Genomic DNA, 21,441 nt, shown 5'->3' on the forward strand with positions numbered 1-21,441 from the left:
CCATGCCCACCACCCTGACGTTGAAGAACATTCCCGATGCGGTGTACCAGCGCTTGAAGGAGTCCGCACTGGCCAACCGGCGCAGCTTGAACAGCGAGGCCATCGTGCGGCTCGAATCCGTGCTGCTGCCGCAGCAGCCCGACACCGGCGCGCGCCTGGCGCGTGCGCGCGCGCTGCGGCAGGCGCTGCCGGCAGCCGCCTTCAGCGCGCAGGGGGTGGATGCGATGAAGCGCCAGGGCCGCGCATGATCGTCGTCGACACGAACGTGCTGGCCTACCTGTACCTGCCGACCGAGTTCTCCGCCAACGCCGAAGCCTTGCTGGAGCACGACCCGCAGTGGGTGGCACCGCTGCTGTGGCGCAGCGAATTCCGCAACATCCTGGCCGGCTACCTGCGCCGCGGCAGCTTGCGGTTCGAACAGGTGCTGGCCTTGCAGGAGGAGGCCCAGGCGCTGTTGGTGGACCACGAATACGAGGTCGAATCGCGCGCCGTGCTCGAGTTGGTGCGTGACAGCGACTGCTCCGCCTACGACTGCGAGTTCGTGGCGCTCGCCATGCAACTGGGCGTTCCGCTCGTCACGATGGACCGCAAGCTGTTGAAAGCCTTCCCGCAATGTGCGGAGTCGCTGAAGGGGCCGTGAGTGCGGATGGGGCTCCGTCGCGCTGGAGCCCTCCTGCGCCGGTCCGTGGCGCGCCGCCAGAGCGCGCACGGCCGCCCATGGCTTCTCAATACCCGCGCAGGTCGTCGACGGCCAGCGGCAGCTTTCTGCCGCCGCGGATGCGCTGCAGCGTGCGCGTGACGACGTCCACGTCGTTGTCGAAACTGCCATGCGCGGGCGCCTGCGTGGCGATGGGCTGGCCAGCGGCGTCCACGGCCGTGGCGATGCGCTCGGCGTCCAGCACCGTGGTGCGCTTGGCCAGGTCCACCTGCGCGGCCGCGGCGCGCCAGGTGGCCAGGGCTTCGCCGGTGTCCGAGGTGCCGTCCCAGCCGCTGTAGCCGGTGTCGTGGATGCGGTCCAGGCCCAGGATGGGCAGGCGCAGGTCGGTCTCCAGTGCGTTCGAGACGAAGTACAGCAACGACTTGCGGTACACCGCGCCCACGCTGTCCTTGCGTTCCACGCGGTCGGACAGCACGTCGATGTAGAGCCGCTCCATCACGTGCGCGTTGCGCGCATAGCGCGCGTTGGCGAAGGGCACGCTGCAGGCCGGCGCGTACAGGTGCACCGAGGCCAGCTTGTCGTGCAGACCGGCATCGCGGCCTTCGGCCTTGCGCCGTGCCAGCGCGGCGATCAGGTGGCCCAGCGCGATGGAGCCGGCCGAATGGCCGACCACGTGCAGCTCGAAGGCGTCGCCCCAGGTGCTGGACAGGGCCTGCAGCGCATCCAGCAGCAGGTCGCCGCCGCGGCGCGGTGCGAAGGCCAGGTCGGCGTTCTCCTTCATCTCGCTCCAGATCGGCCGCGCGAGCGTGCGGCCGACGGTCTTCTCGAGCAGCAGGTCGGTCTTCTCGCTGATCCATTCGCCCAGGCCCGCGCCGGCCAGGCCGCGCTCCTTCTGCCGGCTGTCCTGCAGGATGTTGGCCAGGGTCTCGAACAGCCCGGTCTTCCAGACCAGGAACAAGGGGTAGCAGCCGTTGGCCACGAAGTAGCGGCCCATGGCGCTGGCGCGCTTGATGGCCGCGCCTTCGTCGTTGAGGCCGCCGTGCACGTACAGCACCAGGCGCTTGGTCTTGTCCTTCTGCGCGCGGAACCACTCGTCGGGCAGCGTGGTGCACTGGTGCTGCAGCTTGCGCGGCTGCTCGTCCTGCGTGAGGTAGCGGCTCACGCGGCCGTCGTTGCCCAGCACCACGCTGTGCTGGTAGGCCAGGCCCTGGTCCCACCACTTGGTGCGGTCGGTGCCCGCGAGCGCGCCGGCCTGGCCGTGCGAGACGGCGAGCCGGCCCGCCACCACGCCCGGCACGCCCAGCGCGACGACCCAGGCGTCCATGCCGTTGGCCAGCCAGTCCAGGTAGCTGATCACGCCGAAGCCGCCCGCGCCCCAGCTGTCGCCCCAGGAGTTCTGCACGATGAAGCCGACGGCGTTGAAGCCCACCAGTGCGAAGGCGTGGCCGCCGTCCTGCGAGGGGCGGCCGTCGAACGGGATCTCGGGCAGGTCGGCATGGTCCTGCGGCACCTGCCTGCGCGTGCGCACCTGGTTCCAGCCGTCGTGCGTGAAGGCCGAGACGAACACCGCCCAGTGCTGGTGGATGGCGGCCTGCATGTCGGTGATCGACTTGGTGTCGATGCGGTAGTACACGCCCAGCGTGTTCTGCACGGCGCGGTCGGCGAAGCCGTAGCGCGCCGGGTTGGCCTTGTCGGGCGCGTAGGGCCAGTCGCTCTCCAGGCACACGCCGTTGTTGAACCAGCCCTTGAGCGCGCCGCGGCAGGACGAGCCGTCGTAGTTCTCGCCCTCGTACTCGTCGTGCCGGCGCGCCAGCGTATAGAGCATGCGCGGGCTGACGGACTCCATCTGCACCGGGTTGCCGGCCTTGATCCAGCGCAGGTAGTTGACCACGCAGGCCAGGCCGAAGCCGGTGCAGGCGCCTTCCTGGCCCTGGTCCAGGATCAGGCCGGCGGCCGTGTAGCCGGGCAGGAAGCGGCTGATGTCCTGCGGCGTGGGCACCTGGTCGGGCAGCGTGATGGCGGCGGGCTGGAACTGGCGGTCGCGCAGGTCGGCCGCGTCCTTGCGCGTGTGCAGGTTGCGCGGCTTGCGGGGCACGGGCTGGATGGCGGCCAGTGCCGCGGCCTTGCCCTTGGCCGCACCCTTGCGGGCGGGCGCACGCGCCGGGGCCGGCGGCCAGACCGCGGCTGCTCGCTTGAACACATCCGAGAAGCTCTCCAGCCCATGCGATCCGCCGTTGACGAGCCGGCGCGCGGCGCGCAGGTCGCCCGCGGCCACGGCGGCGCGGAACTTGGTGGCCTTGTCGGCCAGGAACTGCGCCAGGATGACGGCCGCCACCTCGGGCGCGTTGGCCCGGTCGGGGAAGGCCACGAGGTCGATGCCGATGCGCTTGCCGTAGGTGGCGTAGTTGGCCTTGCCCGTCAGCTGCACGAAGCCGCGGCCGCGGTAGCGCTCACCGTCGCCGCGCGCGCCGTTGCCGATGTCCTTGCGCATGTCGTACAGCGAGAACGGCGCGCCGCCGGGCGGGGTGTTGTACTTGGAGGGCAGCTCGGCGATGGGCACAAAGCCCTCGGTCTCGGCGCGGATCGTGCCGAGCGCGCCGATGACCATGGCCGTGTCGGTGAGTTCTGCGGCGCCCAGGGCCGCCTCCACATAGGGCAGGTAGCGCGCGATGTTGGCCGGCCGCGTGGCCGGGAACAGCCGGCACACGTCGCCCACGTTGAGCGGCGGCTGCAGCGGCACGGGGGGCGCCAGTTCCAGCAGCACCTGGCAGCGCGGGCCGACGATGCCGTCGGCGATCAGGCCCACGCCGGACTGCCAACGCCGGATGGCCGCGTCGAAGTCCTCGTCGATGGGGCTGCCCGGCGGGGCGGCGAGCGAGGGGAAGGCCTTGGCGTCGGCGGCCAGCAGCGTGAACAGGGTGGCGCGCAAGAGGTCGACGTCGGAACCAGCGTCGCCCTTGGTCAGAAGATGCTTCATGGTTTGCCTCGCTCCGGTGGTGGATCGCGGCGCCTATCATCGCGCGCTTGTCCCACTCCTGCGCGTGCCTTGAGTCACCGCGCATTGACCAAAGTGATGAGCAAGCGCATCCGCATCAGCTCCGGCTCCACCTTCGAGGAGCAGATGGCCTATTCGCGTGCCGTGGTCGACGGCGAGTGGGTCTTCGTCTCCGGCACCACGGGCTTCGACTACACAGCGATGACGATCACGGACGACATCGTGGCCCAGGCCGACCAGTGCTTTCGCAACATCGACGCGGCGCTCCAGCAGGCCGGCAGCAGCCTGGCGGACGTGGTGCGCGTGACCTACGTGCTGCCGGACGCCAGCCTGTTCCCGCAGTGCTGGCCGGTCATGCGCCAGTACCTGGGTGAGGTGAAGCCGGCGGCCATGATGATCAGCGCCGGCCTGGCCGATCCGCGCATGAAGATCGAGATCGAGGTGACGGCGCGCCGGCAGGTGGCCTGATCAGGCGTAGTCCAGCGGCAGCGCCGTCGTGAACTTGATCTGCTCCATCGCGAAGCTGGAGCTCACGTCGGACAGCTCCACCTCGCGGATCAGCCGCTGGTAGACCGCGTCGTAGCCCTTGATGTCGGGCACGACCACGCGCAGCAGGTAGTCGATCTCGCCGCTCATGCGGTAGAACTCGACGATCTCGGGGATGGCCGTCACCACGGCCGTGAACTTCTTCGCCCACTTCTCGTTGTGCTGGTTGGTGCGCACGGCGACGAACACCGTCACGCCCACGTTGAGCTTGGCCGGATTCAGCAAGGCCACGCGCTGCTGGATGTAGCCCTCGCGCTCGAGCCGCTGGATGCGGCGCCAGCAGGGCGTGGCCGACAGGTGCACGCGTTCGCTGATCTCCTGCAGTGAGGCCGTGGCGTTGGTCTGCAGCGCATCGAGGATGGCCTTGTCGATCTTGTCCAGGGGCGGGCGCGGTTCCATGGGTAAAAGTTTTCTAGGATCAGCGGGTTCTGGAAATTGAATTTCACGGGTGGCCCCGCAGGAGCTGGATTTTGAACCCATGTTCTCCGACGTGGCCGGCAAAATTTTCGCCATGGAAATCTACCTCGATGCCAACGCCACCACGCCGGTGCTCGCGCAGGCCCGCAGCGCGGCCTTGGCCGCCATGTCCGAATCGTTCGGCAACCCCAGCAGCATCCACGGCGCCGGGCTGAAGGCCAGGGCGCTGCTCGACGGCGTGCGTGCCAGCGCGCGCCGTGTGCTGGGCGTGCCGACCGGCCGCCTGCTGTTCACGAGCGGTGCGACCGAAGGCATCCAGACCGCCGTGCTGTCGGCCCTGAGGGCACTGCGTGACCGCCGCGAGGCCGGCCAGGCCGTCCCCGCACTGCTGCTGTACGGCGCCACCGAGCACAAGGCCGTGCCCGAGGCGCTGCGGCACTGGAATGCGCTGCTCGGCCTCGACCTGCGCGTGCAGGCCATTCCCGTGGGCCTGGACGGCCGGCACGACCTGGATTGGCTGCGCCGCCACGCCGCCCAGGCCGGCCTGGTCTGCACCATGGCCGCCAACAACGAGACCGGCGCCATCAGCGACCTGGATGGCATCGCCGCGGCGCTGGCCGGCAGCCCGGCGCTGTGGCTGGTCGACGGCGTGCAGGCCCTGGGCAAGCTGGACCTGCGCCTGATGGACCGGCGCATCGACTACGCACCCTTCTCCGGCCACAAGCTCTATGCGCCCAAGGGCGTCGGCATGCTCTACGTGCGCGACGGCGCACCGTTCACCCCGCTGCAGGCCGGCGGCGGCCAGGAGAGCGGCCAGCGCGCCGGCACCGAGAACATGGCCGGCATCGCCGCGCTGGGTGCGGTGCTGCAGGCGCTGGAACAAGGTGGCGTGTTCGCGGACCACGCCACGCTGCAGGCGCACCGCGCGCAACTGGCCGATGCGCTGCGCGCGGCTTTCCCTGGCCTGGTCTTCAACGCACCGTTTGCCACCAGCCTGCCGACCACGCTCAATATCGCCGTGCCGGGCGTCGCCGCGCAGGACCTGATCGCGCTGTTCGACGCGGCCGGCGTGCGCGTGAGCGGCGGCTCGGCCTGCGGCGCTGCGCGCGCCGAGCCGAGCTACGTGTTGCAGGCCATGGGCGTGCCGGACTGGCAGGCGGCGGCGGCCGTGCGCCTGTCGTTCGGCGCCGCCGACGGCGCGGCCTTCGTCGAGGCTGCCTGCGCGCGCCTGCGGGCCTGCGGCGAGGCGCTGCGCGCTGGCGCGGTGCTGGACGAGGCCGCGCATGCCGCGCTGGAGATCCAGGCGCCGGCCGTGCGCGAGGCGCTGCAGGCCGCGCCGCGGCCGCTGGTGGTCGACGTGCGCGAGGCGGACGAGCAGCGCCAGCAGCCCGCCACCGGCCTCGCCGCCGAGCAGGTGCCGCTGTCCGCGCTGGCCGATGCGCTGCCGCGCTGGTGCGCGCTGCCGGCTGCGACGCCCGTGATCTTCGTCTGCCGCAGCGGCCGGCGCAGTGCCCAGGCCGCCGACGCGCTGCGCCGCCAGGGGCATGCCAACGCCTGGAGCCTGGCCGGCGGGCTGGCGCAATGGACGGCCGGAGCATGAGGGCGCGCACCGCCATGCACCGCGATGGCCCCTGGCCCCCACGGGTTGAGGGCCATGGCCATCCTGTGCCCAGCGCCGCGCGTGGAAAATCCTTCCCCTTGGCGCGCGTGTGCCGCATGGGTTGGGAAAAGTTCTGCTGAGATTCGACCTTCAGTGAAAGAAGAAACCAACGTCATGCAATGTCATGGGCATGGCTTGCTCAATGGCATGGCGATTGCGTCAACCAGGTTTTTTCAATCTCACCAAGGAATCTTCATGCTGGACCTGTTCAAGAACGCGCGCCGCGCTGCCCCCGTCCTGGCCGCCTGCCTGGCGCTGGGCGCCGCGGCCGCCCATGCCGAGGCCAACTGGCCGACCAAGCCCGTCACGCTGATCATGGGTTTCCCGGCCGGCTCGGGCGTGGACGTGGTGGCGCGCGCGATCCAGGACCCGCTGTCCAAGTCGCTGGGCCAGCCCGTCATCATCGACTACAAGTCCGGCGCGGCCGGCAACATCGCCTCCGAGTACGTGGCGCGCGCCAAGGCCGATGGCTACACCCTGTCCTTCGGCACGGCCGCCACGCACGGCAGCAATGCCGCGCTGTACAAGAAGCTGCCCTTCGACGTGGAGGCCGACTTCGTGCCCGTGGCGCCCGTGCTGGACGTCTCCAATGTGCTGACGATCAACCCCAGCGTGATGCCGGTCAAGACCTTCAAGGAGTTCGTCGACCTGGTCAAGGCCAACCCGGGCAAGTACAACTACGCCTCCACCGGCAACGGCGCCGGCACCCACATGGCCTTCGCCGAGCTGAATTCGCGCCTGGGCCTGGACATGGTGCACGTGCCCTACAAGGGCGGGCCCGAGGCCCTGACGGCCGTGGTGCGCGGCGAGACCTGCTGCATCATGAACCAGGTGCAGACCGTGCTGCCCCAGTACAAGGCCGGCACCGTGCGCCTGCTGGCCGTGACCACGGCCAAGCCCGTCGCAGCCGTCTCCGAGGTGCCGACGATCGCGTCCACCGGCCTGCCTGGCACCAAGGGCTTCGACAGCTCGATCTGGTTCGGCGTGTTCGCGCCCAAGGGCACGGACCCGGCCATCGTCGACAAGCTCAACGCCGCCATCAGCGCCGCCGTGCAGCAGCCCGAGGTGCGTGCGCGCTTCGAGAGCCAGGGCAACAGCATCCGCGTGGAAACGCCCGCGCAATTCAAGCAGACCGTGCACGACAACCGCGCCAAGTGGGCCGAGGTCGTGAAGGCCGCCAACATCGAACTGAACTGATCCAACACCGCATGCCGACCCAAGCACCGAACACCCTCGATCCGAACGCCGGCCTGGCAGCGCTGGAGCAGCGCCTGGCGCAGGACATGCTGTACCTGGGCCTGCCGCCGCGCGCCTGGGTGCCGCCGCGCCAGGCGGACGGGCAGCCGGTGCTGGACGTGGTGGTCATCGGCGCTGGCCAGGCCGGCCTGGCCGCGGCCATCGGCCTGGCCCAGCAGGGCATCGCCGCCGTGGTGCTGGACCGCGCCGAAGAGGGCTTCGAAGGCCCCTGGGCGACCACCGCCCGCATGGAAACGCTGCGCTCGCCCAAGGAACTCGTGGGCCCGGCCATGGGCCTGCCGGCGCTGACCTTCCGCGCCTGGTTCGTGGCGCAATTCGGCGAAGAGGCCTGGGACGCGCTCGACAAGATCCCGCGCTTGCAGTGGATGGACTATTTGCGCTGGGTGCGCCGCGTGATGCGCGTGGACGTGCGCAACGGCACGGCCGTCACCGAGATCGCGCCGCGCGCCGACGGCCTCGTGCACCTGGCGCTGCGCACGGCCAGCGGCGAGGGCAGCCTGCTCGCGCGCCGCGTGGTCGTCGCCACCGGGCGCGACGGCCTGGGCGGCCCGGCGCTGCCGGCCTTCCTCCAGGGCCTGCCGCGCAGGCTGTGGGCCCACTCGTCCGACGCCAACGACTACACGGCCTTGCGCGGCAAGCGCGTGGCCGTGGTCGGTGCCGGCTCCTCGGCCATGGACAGCGCGGCCACCGCGCTGGAGATGGGCGCGGCCAGCGTGGACCTGCTGATCCGCCGCGCCGATCTGCCGCGCGTGAACAAGAGCAAGGGCTCCATCGTGGCCGGCCTCACGCACGGCCACCACGACCTGCCCGATGCCGACAAATGGCGGCTGCGCCAATACATCAACGCGACCCAGGTGCCACCGCCGCGCGGCAGCACGCTGCGCGTGTCGCGCCATCCCAACGTGCGCTTCCTGCTGGGCTGTCCGGTGCAGAGCGTGCAGGCACAGGGCGACGGGCTGCTCGTGCGCACTGCCAAGGGCGAACTCGCCTACGACTTCCTGATCGTCTCCACAGGCTTTCAGATCGACTGGGCGCGCCGGCCCGAGTTCGACCGCATCGCGCCGCACATCCGTGTCTGGTCCGAGCGCTACCAGCCGCCGGCCGCGCTGCACGACCGGGAGCTGGCCGATTCGCCCGTGCTGGGCCCGGCCTTCGAATTCCAGGAGAAGACGCCCGGCAGCTGTCCCGGCCTGTCGCACGTGCACTGCTTCTGCTACCCGGCCACGCTGTCGCACGGCGCGCTGGCCGGCGACATCCCCAACATCAGCGACGGTGCGCGCCGCCTGGCGGCCGGCATCGCGAGCCACTTCTACCGCGAAGACTTCGAACAGCACTTCGCCAACCTGCAGGCCTACGCCGAGCCCGAACTGCTGGGCGACGAGTGGGTGCCTGCCGAATTCCCGGCCACCGCGCCGGTGTGATCCCTTCCGCTTCCCTCCGAAAGACAAGACCGACATGACCTCTTCCGAGACCTTGCCCGTGGACGTGATCGACCAGGCCGTGCCGCTGGCCGAAGGCGATGCGCTCTACGCGCTGCGCCGCCAGCGGCCCAAGATCGTCGACGCCACGCAGGGCAGCTATGCCGCCATGTTCGCGCCCACGGTGACCGGCGTGTCCGTGGTCGAGCGCCTGCTGATCGCGCTGCACGCCTGCCACCTGAGCGGCGCCGCCACGCTGGCCGCCCACTACCGTGCGCGGCTGCAGGCCGAAGGTGCCGACGCGGCGCTCGTGGCCGCGGCCGAGGGCGGTGCGGCTGCGGCCGACGACCGCGTGGCCACGCTGCTGGCCTTCACGGCCAAGCTCATCGTGCGGCCCATCGAGGGCGACCGCCGCGCCGTGCAGTCGCTGGCCGACGCCGGCCTGGCGCCGGCGGCCATCGTGGCCGTGGGCCAGCTGATCGCCTTCCTGTCCTACCAGATCCGCGTGGTCGCGGGCCTGCAGTCGCTGGCCGCGGCCGGCGGCGAAGGCCCCGCCACCGCGCAGCCGCCCGAGGCGCGCGGCGGTCACACCGTGCCCAGCCCGATCCGCATCCGCGGCTTCACCAACGAGGTGCTGGACTGGACGCCCTGGGCCGAGCCCGTGCGCCTGGAGGACGCCACGCCCGAGCAGATGGCCGCGCTGCACGAGATGAGCCCCACGGCCAAGGACCAGGCCTACTTCCGCCTGCTGGCGCACCAGCCGGAGATGCTGCTGCAGCGCTCCATCGCCTTCAACGCCATCATGTTCGCGCCGGGCGGCATGCCGCGCGCCGAGCGCGAACTGGGCGCCACCGTGGAGTCGCGCCTGAACGGCTGCGTCTACTGCGCCTCGGTGCACGCCCAGCGCTTCGAGCAGCTGGCCAAGCGCAACGACGTGATCGTGCAGCTGTTCGAAGACCCGGCCACGGCCGGCACCACGCCGCGCGAGAAGGCCATCGTGCAGTTCTCGGCCCGGCATGGCCTGGCGCCTGCCGAGCTCGGTGCGGCCGATGTGCAGGCACTGCGTGCGGCCGGCCTGACCGACGGCGAGACGCTGGATCTGGTGCACGCCGTGGCGCTGTTCGCCTGGGCCAACCGGCTCATGCTGAACCTGGGCGAGCCCATCCACAAGGACGGCACGCTGGCCGAGAAGGCACGCCTGTGATCCGCTACACCGCAGAGCATTTCTGGGTCCGCCTCGAAGCCGGCGGAACGGCCGTGGCCGGCATCACACGGCATGCGCAGGACACGCTGGGCGACATCGTCGTGGTCGACGTGACGGCGCGCGGCCGGCAGGCCGAGAACACCGTCATCGGCGTGGTCGAGTCGGTCAAGACCGCATCGGACCTGCACATGCCGCTGGACGCGGAGATCACCGAGGTCAACGCCGCGCTGGCCGACAACCCGGCGCTGGTCAACGAGGACCCCATGGGCGCGGGCTGGATGCTGCGCCTGTCGCACGTGGACGAGGCCCGCTTCGCCACGCTGCTCGACGAAGCCGCCTACGACGCACTGACGGCGGGCTGATCAGCCCAGCGCAGCCTCCACGGCCAGCGCCACGGCCGCCAGGCGTGCGTCGTCGCCGCGCACCGACGACAGCATCAGCCCGGCCGGCAGCTCGCCGGCGTCGTGGCAGGGCAGGCTGAACGAACACCCATCGAGGAAGTTGATTGCGAAGGTGTTGCGCAACAGCATGCCGTTGGCCTGGAAGAAGGCCTCGTCGGTCGCCAGTGCGGCGATGGCGGGCGCGGCGATCGGCACCGTGGGGCACAGCAGCGCGTCGAAGCCCTGCAGCGCGCCCTCCATGCGCGCGATCCAGTCGGCGCGGCGCTGCTGCATGGTGATGTAGTCGGCCGCGCTGACCGTCATGCCGAGGTCGATGCGGGCCGCCACGCGGCTGTCGTAGTCGGCGCGGTGCTCGGCGATGGTCGCGCGGTGCACGGCCGCGGCCTCGACCGGCGAGAAGCCACCCGGTGCATTGATCTTGGCCACCTCGGCCAGCTCTGCCAGCGTGATGTCCACGACCTGGGCACCGGCCGCCGAGAGCTTGGACACGGCGCGCTGGAAGGCGCGTGCCGTGGGCCGGTCGATGCCGTCGAACATCAGCGTGCTCGGCACGGCCAGGCGCAGGCCCTGCAGCGGCCGGCGGCGCACTGCCAGCGGCGCATCGGCCAGCGCGGCGTCGGCCACCAGGCAGTCCTCCACCGAGCGGGCCATGGCGCAGACGGTATCCAGCGTCTGCGACAGCGGGAAGGCGCCCGTGCGCGGCGTGCGTGCCTGCGTGCTCTTGAAGCCCACGATGCCGCACAGCGCGGCCGGGATGCGGATGGAGCCGCCCGTGTCCGAGCCCAGGCCGACCACCGAAAGACCCAGGGCCACCGACACCGCGGCACCGGACGAGGAGCCGCCCGGAATGCGCGCGATCTCCGGATCGGCCGGATTGCGCGGCGTGCCGTAGTGCGGGTTGATGCCCACGCCCGAGAACGCGAACTCGGTCATGTTGGTCTTGCCCACGATGGCAGCGCCCTGCGCACGCAGGCGCTGCACGGCCACGCTGTCCTGGCTGGCGGGCGCTGCGCTGCGCCGCACGATGGAGCCGGCCAGCGTGGTCTCGCCGGCCACGTCGTAGAGGTCCTTGACCGAGACCGGCAGGCCGGCCAGCGGCGCCAGCTGCACGCCGGCCTTGCGCGCGGCATCGGCATGGCGCGCAGCCGCGAGCGCGGCGTCGGTGTACAGGCGGGTGAAGACATGTTCGGCCGCCGGCAGCTGCGCGCCTTCCAGCGCCTGCGTGACGAGGGCCTCGTGCGAGGCGTTGCCCGCGTCGAGCCGCGCGCGCATGGCAGCGATCACGGGCCGCGTCATGCCACCACTTCCAGAACCTGCACCGCATAGCGGTGCACGATGCTGCGGTGCAGCCGCGGGTCGTGCAGCGTGATCTCCATCTCGGCAGCGGGGCGGATGCCTTCGCCCTTGGCATTGGGCAGCGCGCCCAGGGTTCCACAGGTCATGATGCTTCCTTCTTCGGGAACCGCATCGTAAATGCCATCGCGCAGGCTCGCGAGCGGACGGATGGTGGCCAGGGTGCCCTGCTGGTAGTCGACCCAGCGGCCGTCCTCGAGGATGCGCGAGGACAGCTGCAGCTCGTCCTGGTAGGCCGCCACGTCGGACCAGCGCCAGGCGGCGGTGGCCACCGGCTTGGCGCACAGCTGCTTGGAGACGGCGACCGAGTAGGTCTCGACCTGCCGGTCGGTGTGGTCCGAGCCCACCGTGAGCCACCACTGGCCATCGGCGAAGAACAGCGTGGGCTCGGCCTCGCCCGAGCTTTGCGCACCCAGGGCCTCGATCTGCGCGGCCTGGGTCAGCAGCGATGTGCCCATGCGGTAGTACAGCGGCACGCTGGACGGCGGCGGCACGCCCAGGGCCTGCAGCTCCTCGATGTGGTGGTCGATGGCGGCGCGGTCGCGGCCGGTCCAGCCCGCGACGATCAGGCGGCGCGGCACGACGGGCAGCACGCGCGTGGAGCGCACGCCGTCGGCGGCCACGGATTCGCAGGCGAAATGGAGGGTGTGGGTCATGGTGGGAAGCGCGGTTTACATCGCGATGGAAGGGAGCCACAGCGCGATGGCGGGAAAGACCATCAGCACGACGATGGCCAGCATGTAGACGAGCATGAAGGGCATGACGCCGGAGAACACGTCGGTGATGGGGCCGGGCTGGCGCCGCATGCCCTGCAGCACGTAGAGCACGGTGCCGTCGGGCGGGCTGATCATGGCGATCTCCACCAGCATGGTGATGACCACGCCGAACCAGATCGGGTCGTAGCCCAGGGCCGTGACGACCGGGAACACCAGCGGGATCGTGGTGATGACCATGGCCATGCCTTCCATGAAGGTGCCCATGGCGATGTAGAAGCCGATGATCACCAGCATCACCACCCAGCCCGGGAACGGCAGTTCGGTCAGGAACTTGGCCAGCATCTGCGGGATGCCCAGGGAGGACAGGATGTAGTTCAGGAAGTAGGCACCGAACAGGATCAGCGCGATCATGGACGTGGTGCGTGCCGTGGCGTGCATGGACTCGGCCAGCATCTTCCATTTCAGCTTGCGGTCCACCAGGGCCAGCACCAGGCTGCCGGCCACGCCGAGTGCGGCCGACTCCGTGGGCGTGGCCCAGCCCGCGTAGATCGTGCCCAGCACCAGCGCGATCAAGAGGGCCGTGGGCACCAGGTCCGACAGGCTGGCCAGGCGCTGGGCCGCCGTCGGCCTGGCGCCACCGGCGTCGCCATGCAGCTTGAGCTTCCAGCTGTAGTACAGGATCACCGCGATGAAGAGGGCGATCACCAGGATGCTGGGGCCCACCGCGGCCAGGTACAGCGCGCCCACCGAGGTCTCGGTCAACAGGCCGTAGATGATGAAGGTGATGCCGGGCGGGATCAGGTTGCCCAAGGCGCCGCCGGCCGCCAGCGAGCCCAGCACCAGCTTGGGCGGATAGTGGCTCTTCTCGAAGTAGGGCAGCGCCACCGAGCCCATGGTCGCCGCCGTCGCCACGCTGGAGCCGGCCACGGCCGAGAACACACCGCAGGACACGATGTTGGTGTGCAACAGCCCGCCAGGCAGCCGGCCCATCCAGACGTTCATCGCGCGGTACAGGCGCTCCGAGAGGCCCGCGCGCAGCATGATCTCGCCCATCAGCAGGAACAGCGGCACCGAGACCAGCACGAAGTTGGTCGAGGGGTTCCAGATCATCTCGCCGATGAAGTTCCAGAACGGCCGGTCCGACAGGCCGAAGCCCGCCAGCAGCGACAGCAGCGCGAGCGCGGCCCCCACGTAGATGCCACCGGCGAAGAAGCCGATGAAGGCCGCCAGCACGCTGGCCAGCGCCCACCAGGGCACGGCGGCCGCGGTGGAGGCCGGCACCTGCACGCCGAACAGCGAGGCACCGCCGATCAAGAGGCCGATGGCGACGATGAAGACGATGGCGATCATGCGGCGGCCCTCCGGGCGGTGGCGGGTGGTGTGTCCATGCCCTGCTGGGCGTCGGCCACGGCCTCCAGGGTCTCGGCGGCCTCGTCGACGTAGGTGCGTGCCATCAGCATGCGGTCCATGCCGTCGGCGTCACCCGTGGCCAGCTGGCGCACGGCGCGCGCACCGATGGCCAGACCGGCCAGCAGCAGCAAGGCCAGGCCCGCGGCCCACAGGCCCTGGGGGATGGCCAGCGGCGTGTGCATGGCCGACAGGTCGGTGGAGCCGAAGTCCCAGGAGTCCTTGGCCAGCGAGAACGCGCCGTAGACGAAGAAGCCCGTGGCCACCAGCAGCGCCGCGAGCGAGGCCAGGTGCAGCCAGACGCGGACCTTCAGCGGCAGCTTTTGCACCAGCACGTCGATGCGCACATGGCCGCGCTCGAACAGCGTGCCCGCCAGGCCCCAGCTCATGCCCACCGCCATCAGGTAGCCGGTCAGCTCGGCCGTGGCCTCGGTGGAAAAGCCCAACAGCCGCCGGGCCAGGATGTCGAAGCAGATCAGGGCGGTGATCAAGAGGTAGCACCAGCCGGCGACGGTCATCGCGCGGCGGCTCAGCCATTCGAGCGCGCGGAACATGTCACTTCGCCGTGTACTTGATGCCGGTGATGGGTGCGATCACGTCGTTGTAGACGCCCTCGCAGCGGCCACCGCAGCGCTTGATCCAGCCCGGCAGCACCTCGCCGGCCAGGTGCTGCTGCAGCGAGGCGGCGACGTTGGCGGCTGGCTTGACCTCGGCCATGGGCTTCTTCATGAGCGCGTGCATCCTGCAGCCCTCGGCGCGGCCCACATTGCAGGCGATGCCGTCCTCGGTGGCTTCCACGCCCAGCGACCATTGGGCTTCCTGCACCTCGGAGAAGGTCTTCTCGAACTGCGTGCGGATGGCCGGGTCGAGCTTGTTCCACCAGCCGAGGTTGACGAAGTAGCCGGCCGTGGACCAGGACACGGGCATGGTGTACAGGTGCGTCGTGACCTCGGGCCACTTGACGCCGTTGCCCGAGCCCGAGCCCGTGATGCCGCAGTCCACCGTGCCGCGCTCCAGCGCCGTATAGACCTCGCCGAAGGCCAGCGAGACGGGCTGGCCGCCGTAGGACTTGATCAGGTCCGAGGCCGAGGGACCGTTGGTGCGCACCTTCAGGCCCTTCAAGTCTTCCAGGCCCGTGATGGGCTTGCGGCAGAACAGCATCTGGCCCGAGAACGGGTAGGTGGCGACGAGCTTGATGCCCAGGCGCTCGAGTTCCTTGTTGGCCACCGGCCCCATGGCGTCGGCCACCTTGCGGGCCTGCTTGATGTCGATGTTCATGCCGGCCAGGTCCACGCCGTCCAGCATGGGCACGTCGCCTGAAACCGTGGTCAGCGGCCCGGCCGCGATGTCGACCTGGCCCGAACGCACCAGGCGCAGCACCTCGGGGCCGTTGACATTGCGCTCGGGCCAGGACGACAGCGTGATTTCCACGCGGCCGCCCGTGGCCTTGGCCATGCCGTCGCGCAGCAGCGGCTGGTCGACCTTGGTGTACTGCGGCAGGTTGGGCGCGACCTGGGTGATGGCCTGGACGGCGATCTTCGGTTGGGCTACGGCCAGCGTGGCGGTCAGCGCGAGCGTGGTGGCGCAGAGAAGTGTGAACGGGGCTTGCATGGGCGCTCCTTGGAAGGGATGGGACGGGGCGGGGAGGGGAGGGTCAGAAACTGGCGATGCGGTGGTTCAGCAGATCGGTCACGAGCATGCAGCCGGGTGCGTGCGTGATGCAGAAAGCGGGCCGTGCCGCCATCACCACGGACTGCGGCGTCACGCCGCAGGCCCAGAACACGGGCAGCTCGTCGTCGGCCACGGCCACGGCATCGCCGAAGTCGGGGCGGGCCAGGTCGGCGATGCCGATCAGGGCCGGGTCGCCGATGTGCACGGGCGCGCCGTGCACCTGCGGAAAGCGCGAGGTGACCTGCACGGCGCGGATCGCGTCCGCCGCCTTCATGGGCCGCATGGACACCACCATGGGGCCGTGGAACCTGCCCGCCGGCGTGGTCGGCAGGCTGGTGCGGTACATGGCCACGTTGCGGCCCTCGGCCACATGGCGCAGCGGCACGCCGGCCTGCAGCAGTGCCTCCTCGAACGAGAACGAGCAGCCGATCGCGAAGCCGACCAGGTCGTCGCGCCAGAGCGCCGCGATGTCGTCCACCTCGTCCACGAGGTCGCCATCGCGCCAGACGCGGTAGCGTGGCAGATCGCTGCGCAGGTCCAGGCCATCGCCCAGCGCGGGCAGCAGCGGGTCGCCGGGTTCGGTGACCGCGAGCAGGGGACAGGGCTTGGGGTTGCGCTGGCAAAAGCGCAGGAAGTCGTCGGCCTCGCGGCGCGGCAGGATGGCCAGGTTGGCCTGCACGTGGCCGGGCGCCATGCCGGCCGTGTGGCCGTTGTAGGCGCCGCTGCGCATGAGCTGGCGTGCGGCGCGGCCGTCGGGGGCCAGGCGCGCGAGGTCGGAGCGGGGCCGGGTCATGCGTAGTACTGGATTTCGAACAGCACGCAACCGCCGCGCGTCGTGAACGGGCCGTGCAGCGCGCCGGGCGGGCGGCAGGCGAAGGTGTAGGCGCCGAAGCTTTCGCCGCCTTGGCCCTCGGCGTCGCAGCCGACCACGAAGTCGCCCTCGACGATGAAGACCTCCTCGTGGAAGTCGTGCACGACGGGGCGGGCTATCAGCGCGCCGGCCGACCAGCGGGCCAGCCGCGTGCGCGAACCGGTGCCGGTGGCGGGGTCGAAGTTGTCGGCCAGCACGGTCTCTTCGATGCGGCCGGCGCTGCAGGGAACGGGCGTCCAGGCCGCGTCGCTGCGGTCGATGGCGAAGAACTCGCGGTGTCGTTTGGGCAGGGATGTCGGCATGGGGGCGCAGTGTTGTCGCGCCCCCCACCCGGGTCAAACGGGAAATTCTTGTGCCGGTCCAACAGATTTGGTGATGGCACAAGGCTGGCGCATGGCGCGCCCCAGGCTGGGGCCGAAGCTGCACCCGCCGGGTGCGGGAATACCCTGGCGCCCTACGCCGCGAGGATGTCCGGCCGGCTCGCTGCGACGAAATCGTCGCTGGCCGATTGCGCCATGGCCACCAGCGCCTCGGCCATGGGCGAGGCCGGCTCCATGCGGAAGCTGGCCACCAGCGGCAGCGGCGCGGGCAGCGGGGTCACGTCCAGCAGCACGAGGCGGCCCTGCTCCAGATCCTGCTGGATCGCGCCGATGGGCAGCAGCGCGGCACCGAAGCCCGAGCGCGCCATGTCCACCATCGCGCCCAGCGAGGAGAAGTAGCTCACGCGCAGGTTGGCGCAGCCGGCCGTGTTCTGCGCGATGTTGCGGTACACGCTGGACTCGCGGTGGAACGAGATGATGGGATGCTGCGCGATGTCGGCGAACGAGAGCTGTGTGCGCGTGGGAAAGGTCAGCGCGCGTGCCGGGCTGGCCACCCAGCCCATCGCGAAGTTGGCCAGGCGCCGGTTGTCGATGAAGCCCTGCGTGATCTCCTCGGACAGGATGGCGCAGTCCAGCGTGCCGCGCAGCAGTTCGTCGCGCAGGCGCGGCGTGGTGTCGGAGATCAGCTCCAGCGTGGCGTTGGGGTAGCGCTCGGCGAAGCGCGAGAGCAGCGCGGGCAACCAGGTGTGGGCGATGGTCTCGATCACGCCGATGCGCAGCATGCCCGAGAAGGCCTCAGGCTGGCCCATGGCGGCCATCATGCGGGCCTGCAGCTCGATCATGCGCTCGGCATGCGGCATGAGCTCGGTGCCGTGCCAGGTCAGCATCACGCCGCGGTGCTCGCGCTCGAACAGGCGCACGCCGAACTGCTCCTCGAGCGTGGCGATGCGGCTGGAGATGCCGGCCTGCGTGGTGTGCAGCTTCTCGGCCGCAGCCTTGAAGCTGCCGAGCTTGGCCACCCAGACGAAGGCTTCGAGGAAACGCACGTTCATGGCGGCGGTGGCGTGGCGGGGGAGGGGCGCCGAGCTTAGCGGAACGTGTCCACCGGCTTGTCAGTGGTAGTCCTCTTCGCGTTGGTGCCGGACCGCCAGCACGACCTCGCGCGAGGCGCTCGCAATCTCGTACAGGGCCACGTAGCCCGTGGCGCCGAAGGGGATGATCAACTCGCGCCGGGTTGGGCTGGCGCCCACCTTGCGGAAGATGTAGGGCGTGGTGCCCAGGCGGTCCAGCACGGCCGACCGGACAGCCTGCAGCGCGGCGTCGGCCCGGGCCAGGTCTTCCAGGGTCTGGGCGCTGTCCAGCAAAAAGTCGAAGAGGCGCGCCAGATCCTCGTCAGCCTGCGGGCTGAACAGCACCTCGAAGCTCATGGGCCCAATTGCTTGCGTCTGGCATCCAGCCGGGCCTGCAGCTTGCCGAGGACCCGCGCTGCCGGCACGGCCTCGCCGGTGCGCTGAAAGTTCTCCCAGGCCACCTGCCCGCGCGCAAGAAAATCGGTCTGGGCCTGTCGCACCTCGACGGCACGGCGCACGGAGGCTTCGACGAACTCCGACAGCGTTTCGTCCGGTCCCAGCACGGCCTCGAGCTGGGCGCGCAGGCCGGGGTCCACGCGCACCTGGGGAATGACGGCGGTTTTCATGGACTCAGTGTATTGCGTTTGGATTGCAATGACACCCGGCGCACGGTCATTCGGAGGCCACCCAATGGCACGTTGCTTGCATCTCATCATGTACACATGATTGGATGCCTCAAAGTGGTGCAACTCAAGATGCCTTCCTCTGTTGCCGACGCCTGGCCCGAGAACGCCTGGATCTCGCGCGCCGAACGGCCCGTGCAGACCGCCACCAGCGGCCCGCTGGCGGGCCTGCGCTTCGCGGCCAAGGACAACATCGACGCGGCCGGCTTCGCCACCACGGCCGCCTGCCCGGCCTTCGCCTACGAGCCTGCGCGGCACGCCAGCGTGGTGCAGCGCCTGCTCGATGCCGGTGCAGCCCTCTTGGGCAAGACCAACCTGGACCAGTTCGCCTGTGGGCTGAACGGCACACGCTCGCCCTACGGTGCGGTGCCCAATGCCATCGACCCGGCCTATGTGTCGGGCGGCTCCAGCTCGGGCTCGGCCTACGTGGTGGCGACGGGCGAGGCCGACTTCGCGCTCGGCACCGACACGGCCGGCTCGGGCCGCGTGCCGGCCGGCCTCAACAACATCGTGGGGATCAAGCCCAGCAAGGGCCTCATCAGTGCGCGCGGCGTGGTGCCCGCTGCGCAGAGCGTGGACTGCGTCTCCATCTTCGCGCGCACGGTGGACGTGGCGGCCCGCGTGCTGGCCGTGGCCCAGGGCCACGACGCCGAAGACCCCTATGCGCGCCGCCTGGCCATGGCCACCACGCCGCTGCCGGCCGCGTTCCGCTTCGGCGTGCCGGCGCCGCTGGCGTTCTGCGGCGACGCGCTGGCCGAGCAGGCCTTCGCCGAAGCCGTCGAACGCCTGCGCGCGCTGGGTGGCACGCCGGTGGCCATCGACTACGCACCGCTGGCCGGCGCCGCTGCGCTGCTCTACGAGAGCGCGCTCGTTGCCGAGCGCTACGCCGCCGTGCGCGGCTTCGTCGACGCGCACGACGACCAGATCGTCGAGCCCGTGCGCAGCATCCTCTTGGCCGGCAAGGGCTACAGCGCGGCCGACCTCGTCGACGCCCAGACCCGACTGCGCGCCTTCGGCCAGCAGGCCGCCGCGATGTGGGATGGCATCGACGTGCTGCTGGTGCCCACCGCGCCCACGCACTACACCGTGGCGCAGATGCAGGCCGACCCGGTGGCGCTGAACCGCAACCTGGGCGCCTACACCAACTTCGTCAACCTGCTGGACTATGCCGCGATCTCCGTGCCCAGCAGCCTGCGGCCCGATGGCCTGCCCTTCGGCATCACGCTGATCGGCCCGGCCGGCAGCGACTGGCAGCTGGCCGATCTGGGCCAGCGTTACCACCATGCCACCGGGCTGACGCTGGGCGCGACCGGCCTGCCGCTGCCGCCGCCCGTGCCGATCGCCGCGCTGCAGCCGGCCGCCACCGTCGACGTGGTCGTCGTCGGCGCCCACCTGTCCGGCCTGCCGCTCAACAGCCAGCTGACCGAGCGCGGTGCGGTGCTGCTGCGTGCCGACGAGACCGCGCCCGACTACCGGCTGTTCGCGCTGCCCGGCACGGTGCCGCCCAAGCCCGGCCTGCTGCGCGTGGCGCCGGGCCGCGGCGCGCGCATCGCGGTGGAGGTCTGGCGCATGCCGGCCACGGCCTACGGCAGCTTCGTCGCGCTGATCCCGCCGCCGCTGGGCATCGGCACCTTGTCCTTGGCCGACGGCAGCCAGGCCCAGGGCTTCGTCTGCGAACCCCTGGCGCTGGAAGGCGCGCAGGACATCAGCCACTTCGGCGGCTGGCGCGCGTTCCTGCGCGACCGTGCCACCGCCTGATCCTTGACCCATTGCCTTTGCAGGAGAGCACCATGCTGAACCGACCTCTCACCCCGTCCCGTCGCCGCCTGCTCCAGACGGCCGGTGCCTCGGCCGCGCTGGCCGCGCTCGGCGCGCCGCTGGCCGTGCACGCCCAGGCCGGCCCCAAGATCCGCATCGGCTACTGGCCCATCGCGGCCGGCCTGCCGTTCTATGCGGCCGTGGAGCTGGGCTACTTCAAGGAGGCCGGTCTGAACGTGGAGGCGCTCAAGTTCGCGGGCGCCCAGCAGGTCATGGAGGGCATGCTGTCCGACCGCGCCGACGGCAGTGCCAACGGCACGGGCTCGGCCAACATCGCCATCGGCGAGATCGCCGCGCCGGGCAGTTTCAAGATCTTCTGCTCCAACCCCAGCAACGCCAAGAACGTGCTGGACCAGGTCATCGTGCCGGCCGGCAGCACGGCCAAGACGATGGCCGATCTCAAGGGCAAACGCGTGGGCTCGGGCCCCGGCATCCAGAACGTCACGCTGGCCAAGACCGTGCTGGAACGCGGCGGTGCCACGGGCGCCACGGTGGTCGAGCTGCCGATCGGCCAGCATGTGGCGGCCCTGGCCGCCGGCCAGCTGGACGGCTGCTACACGCTGGAGCCCACGGGCACCATCGGCCGCATGAACGGCACCACCCGCGTGCTGGAGTCCGGCGTGATCGCCAAGTACGTGCTGGGCGACCCGATGGCGCCCTGGTTCGGCGGCTCCGCCTCGCTGACCTCGGCCTTCATCAAGAAGAACCCGGCCGAGGCCAGGAAGTTCATCGCGGCCTATGCCAAGGGCGTGGCCTACGTGCGCAGCAAGCCCGACGAGGCGCGCCAGTACCTCAAGGGCTACACCGCCATCGAAGGGCCGCTGACCGGCGAGGTGCCGCTGGCCGCCTACACGCTGTACGACGAGTTCAAGCCCGCCGACATCGCGCACTTCCAGAAGTTCTTCGACCTGTTCAGCGAGAAGGGCATCTTCTCTTCGCGACTGATGGTCGAGTCCATGCTCTACAAAGGCTGACG

The 21,441-nt window shown here is 70.5% G+C and carries 22 protein-coding genes; 10 read left to right on the forward strand and 12 right to left on the reverse strand.

Features of this window, described 5'->3' with window-relative positions; translation table 11 throughout:
- The first annotated feature begins 2 nt into the window (after positions 1-2).
- Positions 3-248 carry a FitA-like ribbon-helix-helix domain-containing protein gene (locus IE209_RS08570; protein WP_189686542.1) on the forward strand — a complete coding sequence of 82 codons (246 nt, stop codon included), beginning with the start codon at positions 3-5 and terminating at the stop codon, positions 246-248.
- On the forward strand, positions 245-640 hold the full coding sequence (locus IE209_RS08575; protein WP_189686543.1) for a type II toxin-antitoxin system VapC family toxin: 396 nt from the start codon (positions 245-247) through the stop codon (positions 638-640). The genes IE209_RS08570 and IE209_RS08575 overlap by 4 nt, the downstream gene beginning before the upstream one ends.
- Before the next feature lie 85 nt (positions 641-725).
- Here the strand turns inward: IE209_RS08575 and IE209_RS08580 are convergent, their stop codons facing one another.
- Complete coding sequence (locus IE209_RS08580; protein WP_189686544.1) at positions 726-3,635, reverse strand: C1 family peptidase; 2,910 nt, start codon at positions 3,633-3,635, stop codon at positions 726-728.
- 96 nt (positions 3,636-3,731) lie between these two features.
- On the opposite strand from IE209_RS08580, the gene IE209_RS08585 reads away from it, so the two are divergent.
- Positions 3,732-4,121 (forward strand): RidA family protein, encoded by a 390-nt coding sequence (locus tag IE209_RS08585; protein WP_189686545.1) that lies wholly within the window; start codon positions 3,732-3,734, stop codon positions 4,119-4,121.
- Here the strand turns inward: IE209_RS08585 and IE209_RS08590 are convergent, their stop codons facing one another.
- Positions 4,122-4,580, reverse strand: a complete 459-nt coding sequence (locus tag IE209_RS08590) for an Lrp/AsnC family transcriptional regulator (protein WP_286197607.1) — start codon at positions 4,578-4,580, stop codon at positions 4,122-4,124.
- A 97-nt stretch (positions 4,581-4,677) separates the two neighbouring features.
- On the opposite strand from IE209_RS08590, the gene IE209_RS08595 reads away from it, so the two are divergent.
- The 5 genes from IE209_RS08595 to gcvH all read left to right on the forward strand — a co-directional run bounded on the left by IE209_RS08595 (position 4,678) and on the right by gcvH (position 10,517).
- The gene (locus IE209_RS08595) at positions 4,678-6,216 is read left to right on the forward strand and encodes an aminotransferase class V-fold PLP-dependent enzyme (protein ID WP_229882757.1); all 1,539 of its coding nucleotides are present in this window, start codon (positions 4,678-4,680) and stop codon (positions 6,214-6,216) included.
- Positions 6,217-6,471: 255 nt separating this feature from the next.
- Positions 6,472-7,473, forward strand: a complete 1,002-nt coding sequence (locus IE209_RS08600) for a Bug family tripartite tricarboxylate transporter substrate binding protein (protein ID WP_189686546.1) — start codon at positions 6,472-6,474, stop codon at positions 7,471-7,473.
- Positions 7,474-7,484: 11 nt separating this feature from the next.
- Positions 7,485-8,954 carry a flavin-containing monooxygenase gene (locus IE209_RS08605; RefSeq protein ID WP_189686547.1) on the forward strand — a complete coding sequence of 490 codons (1,470 nt, stop codon included), beginning with the start codon at positions 7,485-7,487 and terminating at the stop codon, positions 8,952-8,954.
- Positions 8,955-8,988: 34 nt separating this feature from the next.
- On the forward strand, positions 8,989-10,155 hold the full coding sequence (locus tag IE209_RS08610; RefSeq protein ID WP_189686548.1) for a CMD domain-containing protein: 1,167 nt from the start codon (positions 8,989-8,991) through the stop codon (positions 10,153-10,155).
- On the forward strand, positions 10,152-10,517 hold the full coding sequence (gcvH, locus tag IE209_RS08615) for a glycine cleavage system protein GcvH (protein WP_189686549.1): 366 nt from the start codon (positions 10,152-10,154) through the stop codon (positions 10,515-10,517). The genes IE209_RS08610 and gcvH overlap by 4 nt, the downstream gene beginning before the upstream one ends.
- Here the strand turns inward: gcvH and IE209_RS08620 are convergent, their stop codons facing one another.
- From IE209_RS08620 to IE209_RS08665, 10 genes are all read right to left on the reverse strand, one after another.
- Positions 10,518-11,852, reverse strand: coding sequence for an amidase (locus IE209_RS08620; RefSeq protein ID WP_189686550.1), 1,335 nt, complete (start codon positions 11,850-11,852; stop codon positions 10,518-10,520). It abuts the gene before it with no gap.
- Entirely contained in the window at positions 11,849-12,565 is a 717-nt protein-coding gene (locus IE209_RS08625; protein ID WP_189686551.1) for a DUF2848 domain-containing protein, read from the reverse strand. Before IE209_RS08625 ends, IE209_RS08620 begins: the two co-directional genes overlap by 4 nt.
- Positions 12,566-12,580: 15 nt before the next feature.
- Positions 12,581-13,975 carry a TRAP transporter large permease gene (locus IE209_RS08630; RefSeq protein ID WP_189686552.1) on the reverse strand — a complete coding sequence of 465 codons (1,395 nt, stop codon included), beginning with the start codon at positions 13,973-13,975 and terminating at the stop codon, positions 12,581-12,583.
- Positions 13,972-14,586 carry a TRAP transporter small permease subunit gene (locus tag IE209_RS08635; protein ID WP_189686553.1) on the reverse strand — a complete coding sequence of 205 codons (615 nt, stop codon included), beginning with the start codon at positions 14,584-14,586 and terminating at the stop codon, positions 13,972-13,974. Before IE209_RS08635 ends, IE209_RS08630 begins: the two co-directional genes overlap by 4 nt.
- A gap of 1 nt (position 14,587) precedes the next feature.
- Positions 14,588-15,643 carry a TRAP transporter substrate-binding protein gene (locus tag IE209_RS08640; protein ID WP_189686554.1) on the reverse strand — a complete coding sequence of 352 codons (1,056 nt, stop codon included), beginning with the start codon at positions 15,641-15,643 and terminating at the stop codon, positions 14,588-14,590.
- Between the two features lie 43 nt (positions 15,644-15,686).
- On the reverse strand, positions 15,687-16,496 hold the full coding sequence (locus tag IE209_RS08645) for a putative hydro-lyase (protein ID WP_189686555.1): 810 nt from the start codon (positions 16,494-16,496) through the stop codon (positions 15,687-15,689).
- Positions 16,493-16,876, reverse strand: a complete 384-nt coding sequence (locus tag IE209_RS08650; RefSeq protein WP_189686556.1) for a cupin domain-containing protein — start codon at positions 16,874-16,876, stop codon at positions 16,493-16,495. Before IE209_RS08650 ends, IE209_RS08645 begins: the two co-directional genes overlap by 4 nt.
- Before the next feature lie 152 nt (positions 16,877-17,028).
- Positions 17,029-17,946, reverse strand: a complete 918-nt coding sequence (locus IE209_RS08655; RefSeq protein WP_189686557.1) for a LysR family transcriptional regulator — start codon at positions 17,944-17,946, stop codon at positions 17,029-17,031.
- Positions 17,947-18,006: 60 nt separating this feature from the next.
- On the reverse strand, positions 18,007-18,321 hold the full coding sequence (locus IE209_RS08660; RefSeq protein WP_189686558.1) for a type II toxin-antitoxin system RelE/ParE family toxin: 315 nt from the start codon (positions 18,319-18,321) through the stop codon (positions 18,007-18,009).
- Positions 18,318-18,590: a YlcI/YnfO family protein gene (locus tag IE209_RS08665; RefSeq protein ID WP_189686559.1), complete on the reverse strand. Its 273-nt coding sequence runs from the start codon at positions 18,588-18,590 to the stop codon at positions 18,318-18,320. The genes IE209_RS08660 and IE209_RS08665 overlap by 4 nt, the downstream gene beginning before the upstream one ends.
- Positions 18,591-18,719: 129 nt before the next feature.
- On the opposite strand from IE209_RS08665, the gene atzF reads away from it, so the two are divergent.
- Complete coding sequence (atzF, locus tag IE209_RS08670) at positions 18,720-20,405, forward strand: allophanate hydrolase (protein ID WP_229882758.1); 1,686 nt, start codon at positions 18,720-18,722, stop codon at positions 20,403-20,405.
- 32 nt (positions 20,406-20,437) lie between these two features.
- Positions 20,438-21,439, forward strand: a complete 1,002-nt coding sequence (locus IE209_RS08675) for an ABC transporter substrate-binding protein (RefSeq protein ID WP_189686561.1) — start codon at positions 20,438-20,440, stop codon at positions 21,437-21,439.
- The last annotated feature ends 2 nt before the right edge of the window (positions 21,440-21,441 follow it).

Origin of the sequence: Pseudorhodoferax aquiterrae (assembly GCF_014652235.1) — a bacterium.
GTDB lineage: Bacteria > Pseudomonadota > Gammaproteobacteria > Burkholderiales > Burkholderiaceae_C > Pseudorhodoferax > Pseudorhodoferax aquiterrae.

Bases quoted from the DNA above. Each gene is read 5' to 3' on its own strand.
- IE209_RS08650 (WP_189686556.1), bottom strand. From the start codon at position 16,876: ATGCCGACATCCCTGCCCAAACGACACCGCGAGTTCTTCGCCATCGAC.
- IE209_RS08585 (WP_189686545.1), top strand. From the start codon at position 3,732: ATGAGCAAGCGCATCCGCATCAGCTCCGGCTCCACCTTCGAGGAGCAG.
- IE209_RS08665 (WP_189686559.1), bottom strand. From the start codon at position 18,590: ATGAAAACCGCCGTCATTCCCCAGGTGCGCGTGGACCCCGGCCTGCGC.
- IE209_RS08575 (WP_189686543.1), top strand. From the start codon at position 245: ATGATCGTCGTCGACACGAACGTGCTGGCCTACCTGTACCTGCCGACC.
- IE209_RS08620 (WP_189686550.1), bottom strand. From the start codon at position 11,852: ATGACGCGGCCCGTGATCGCTGCCATGCGCGCGCGGCTCGACGCGGGC.
- IE209_RS08655 (WP_189686557.1), bottom strand. From the start codon at position 17,946: ATGAACGTGCGTTTCCTCGAAGCCTTCGTCTGGGTGGCCAAGCTCGGC.
- IE209_RS08640 (WP_189686554.1), bottom strand. From the start codon at position 15,643: ATGCAAGCCCCGTTCACACTTCTCTGCGCCACCACGCTCGCGCTGACC.
- IE209_RS08595 (WP_229882757.1), top strand. From the start codon at position 4,678: ATGTTCTCCGACGTGGCCGGCAAAATTTTCGCCATGGAAATCTACCTC.
- IE209_RS08635 (WP_189686553.1), bottom strand. From the start codon at position 14,586: ATGTTCCGCGCGCTCGAATGGCTGAGCCGCCGCGCGATGACCGTCGCC.
- IE209_RS08570 (WP_189686542.1), top strand. From the start codon at position 3: ATGCCCACCACCCTGACGTTGAAGAACATTCCCGATGCGGTGTACCAG.
- IE209_RS08600 (WP_189686546.1), top strand. From the start codon at position 6,472: ATGCTGGACCTGTTCAAGAACGCGCGCCGCGCTGCCCCCGTCCTGGCC.
- IE209_RS08580 (WP_189686544.1), bottom strand. From the start codon at position 3,635: ATGAAGCATCTTCTGACCAAGGGCGACGCTGGTTCCGACGTCGACCTC.
- IE209_RS08625 (WP_189686551.1), bottom strand. From the start codon at position 12,565: ATGACCCACACCCTCCATTTCGCCTGCGAATCCGTGGCCGCCGACGGC.
- IE209_RS08660 (WP_189686558.1), bottom strand. From the start codon at position 18,321: ATGAGCTTCGAGGTGCTGTTCAGCCCGCAGGCTGACGAGGATCTGGCG.
- atzF (WP_229882758.1), top strand. From the start codon at position 18,720: ATGCCTTCCTCTGTTGCCGACGCCTGGCCCGAGAACGCCTGGATCTCG.
- IE209_RS08610 (WP_189686548.1), top strand. From the start codon at position 8,989: ATGACCTCTTCCGAGACCTTGCCCGTGGACGTGATCGACCAGGCCGTG.
- IE209_RS08630 (WP_189686552.1), bottom strand. From the start codon at position 13,975: ATGATCGCCATCGTCTTCATCGTCGCCATCGGCCTCTTGATCGGCGGT.
- IE209_RS08605 (WP_189686547.1), top strand. From the start codon at position 7,485: ATGCCGACCCAAGCACCGAACACCCTCGATCCGAACGCCGGCCTGGCA.
- IE209_RS08675 (WP_189686561.1), top strand. From the start codon at position 20,438: ATGCTGAACCGACCTCTCACCCCGTCCCGTCGCCGCCTGCTCCAGACG.
- IE209_RS08645 (WP_189686555.1), bottom strand. From the start codon at position 16,496: ATGACCCGGCCCCGCTCCGACCTCGCGCGCCTGGCCCCCGACGGCCGC.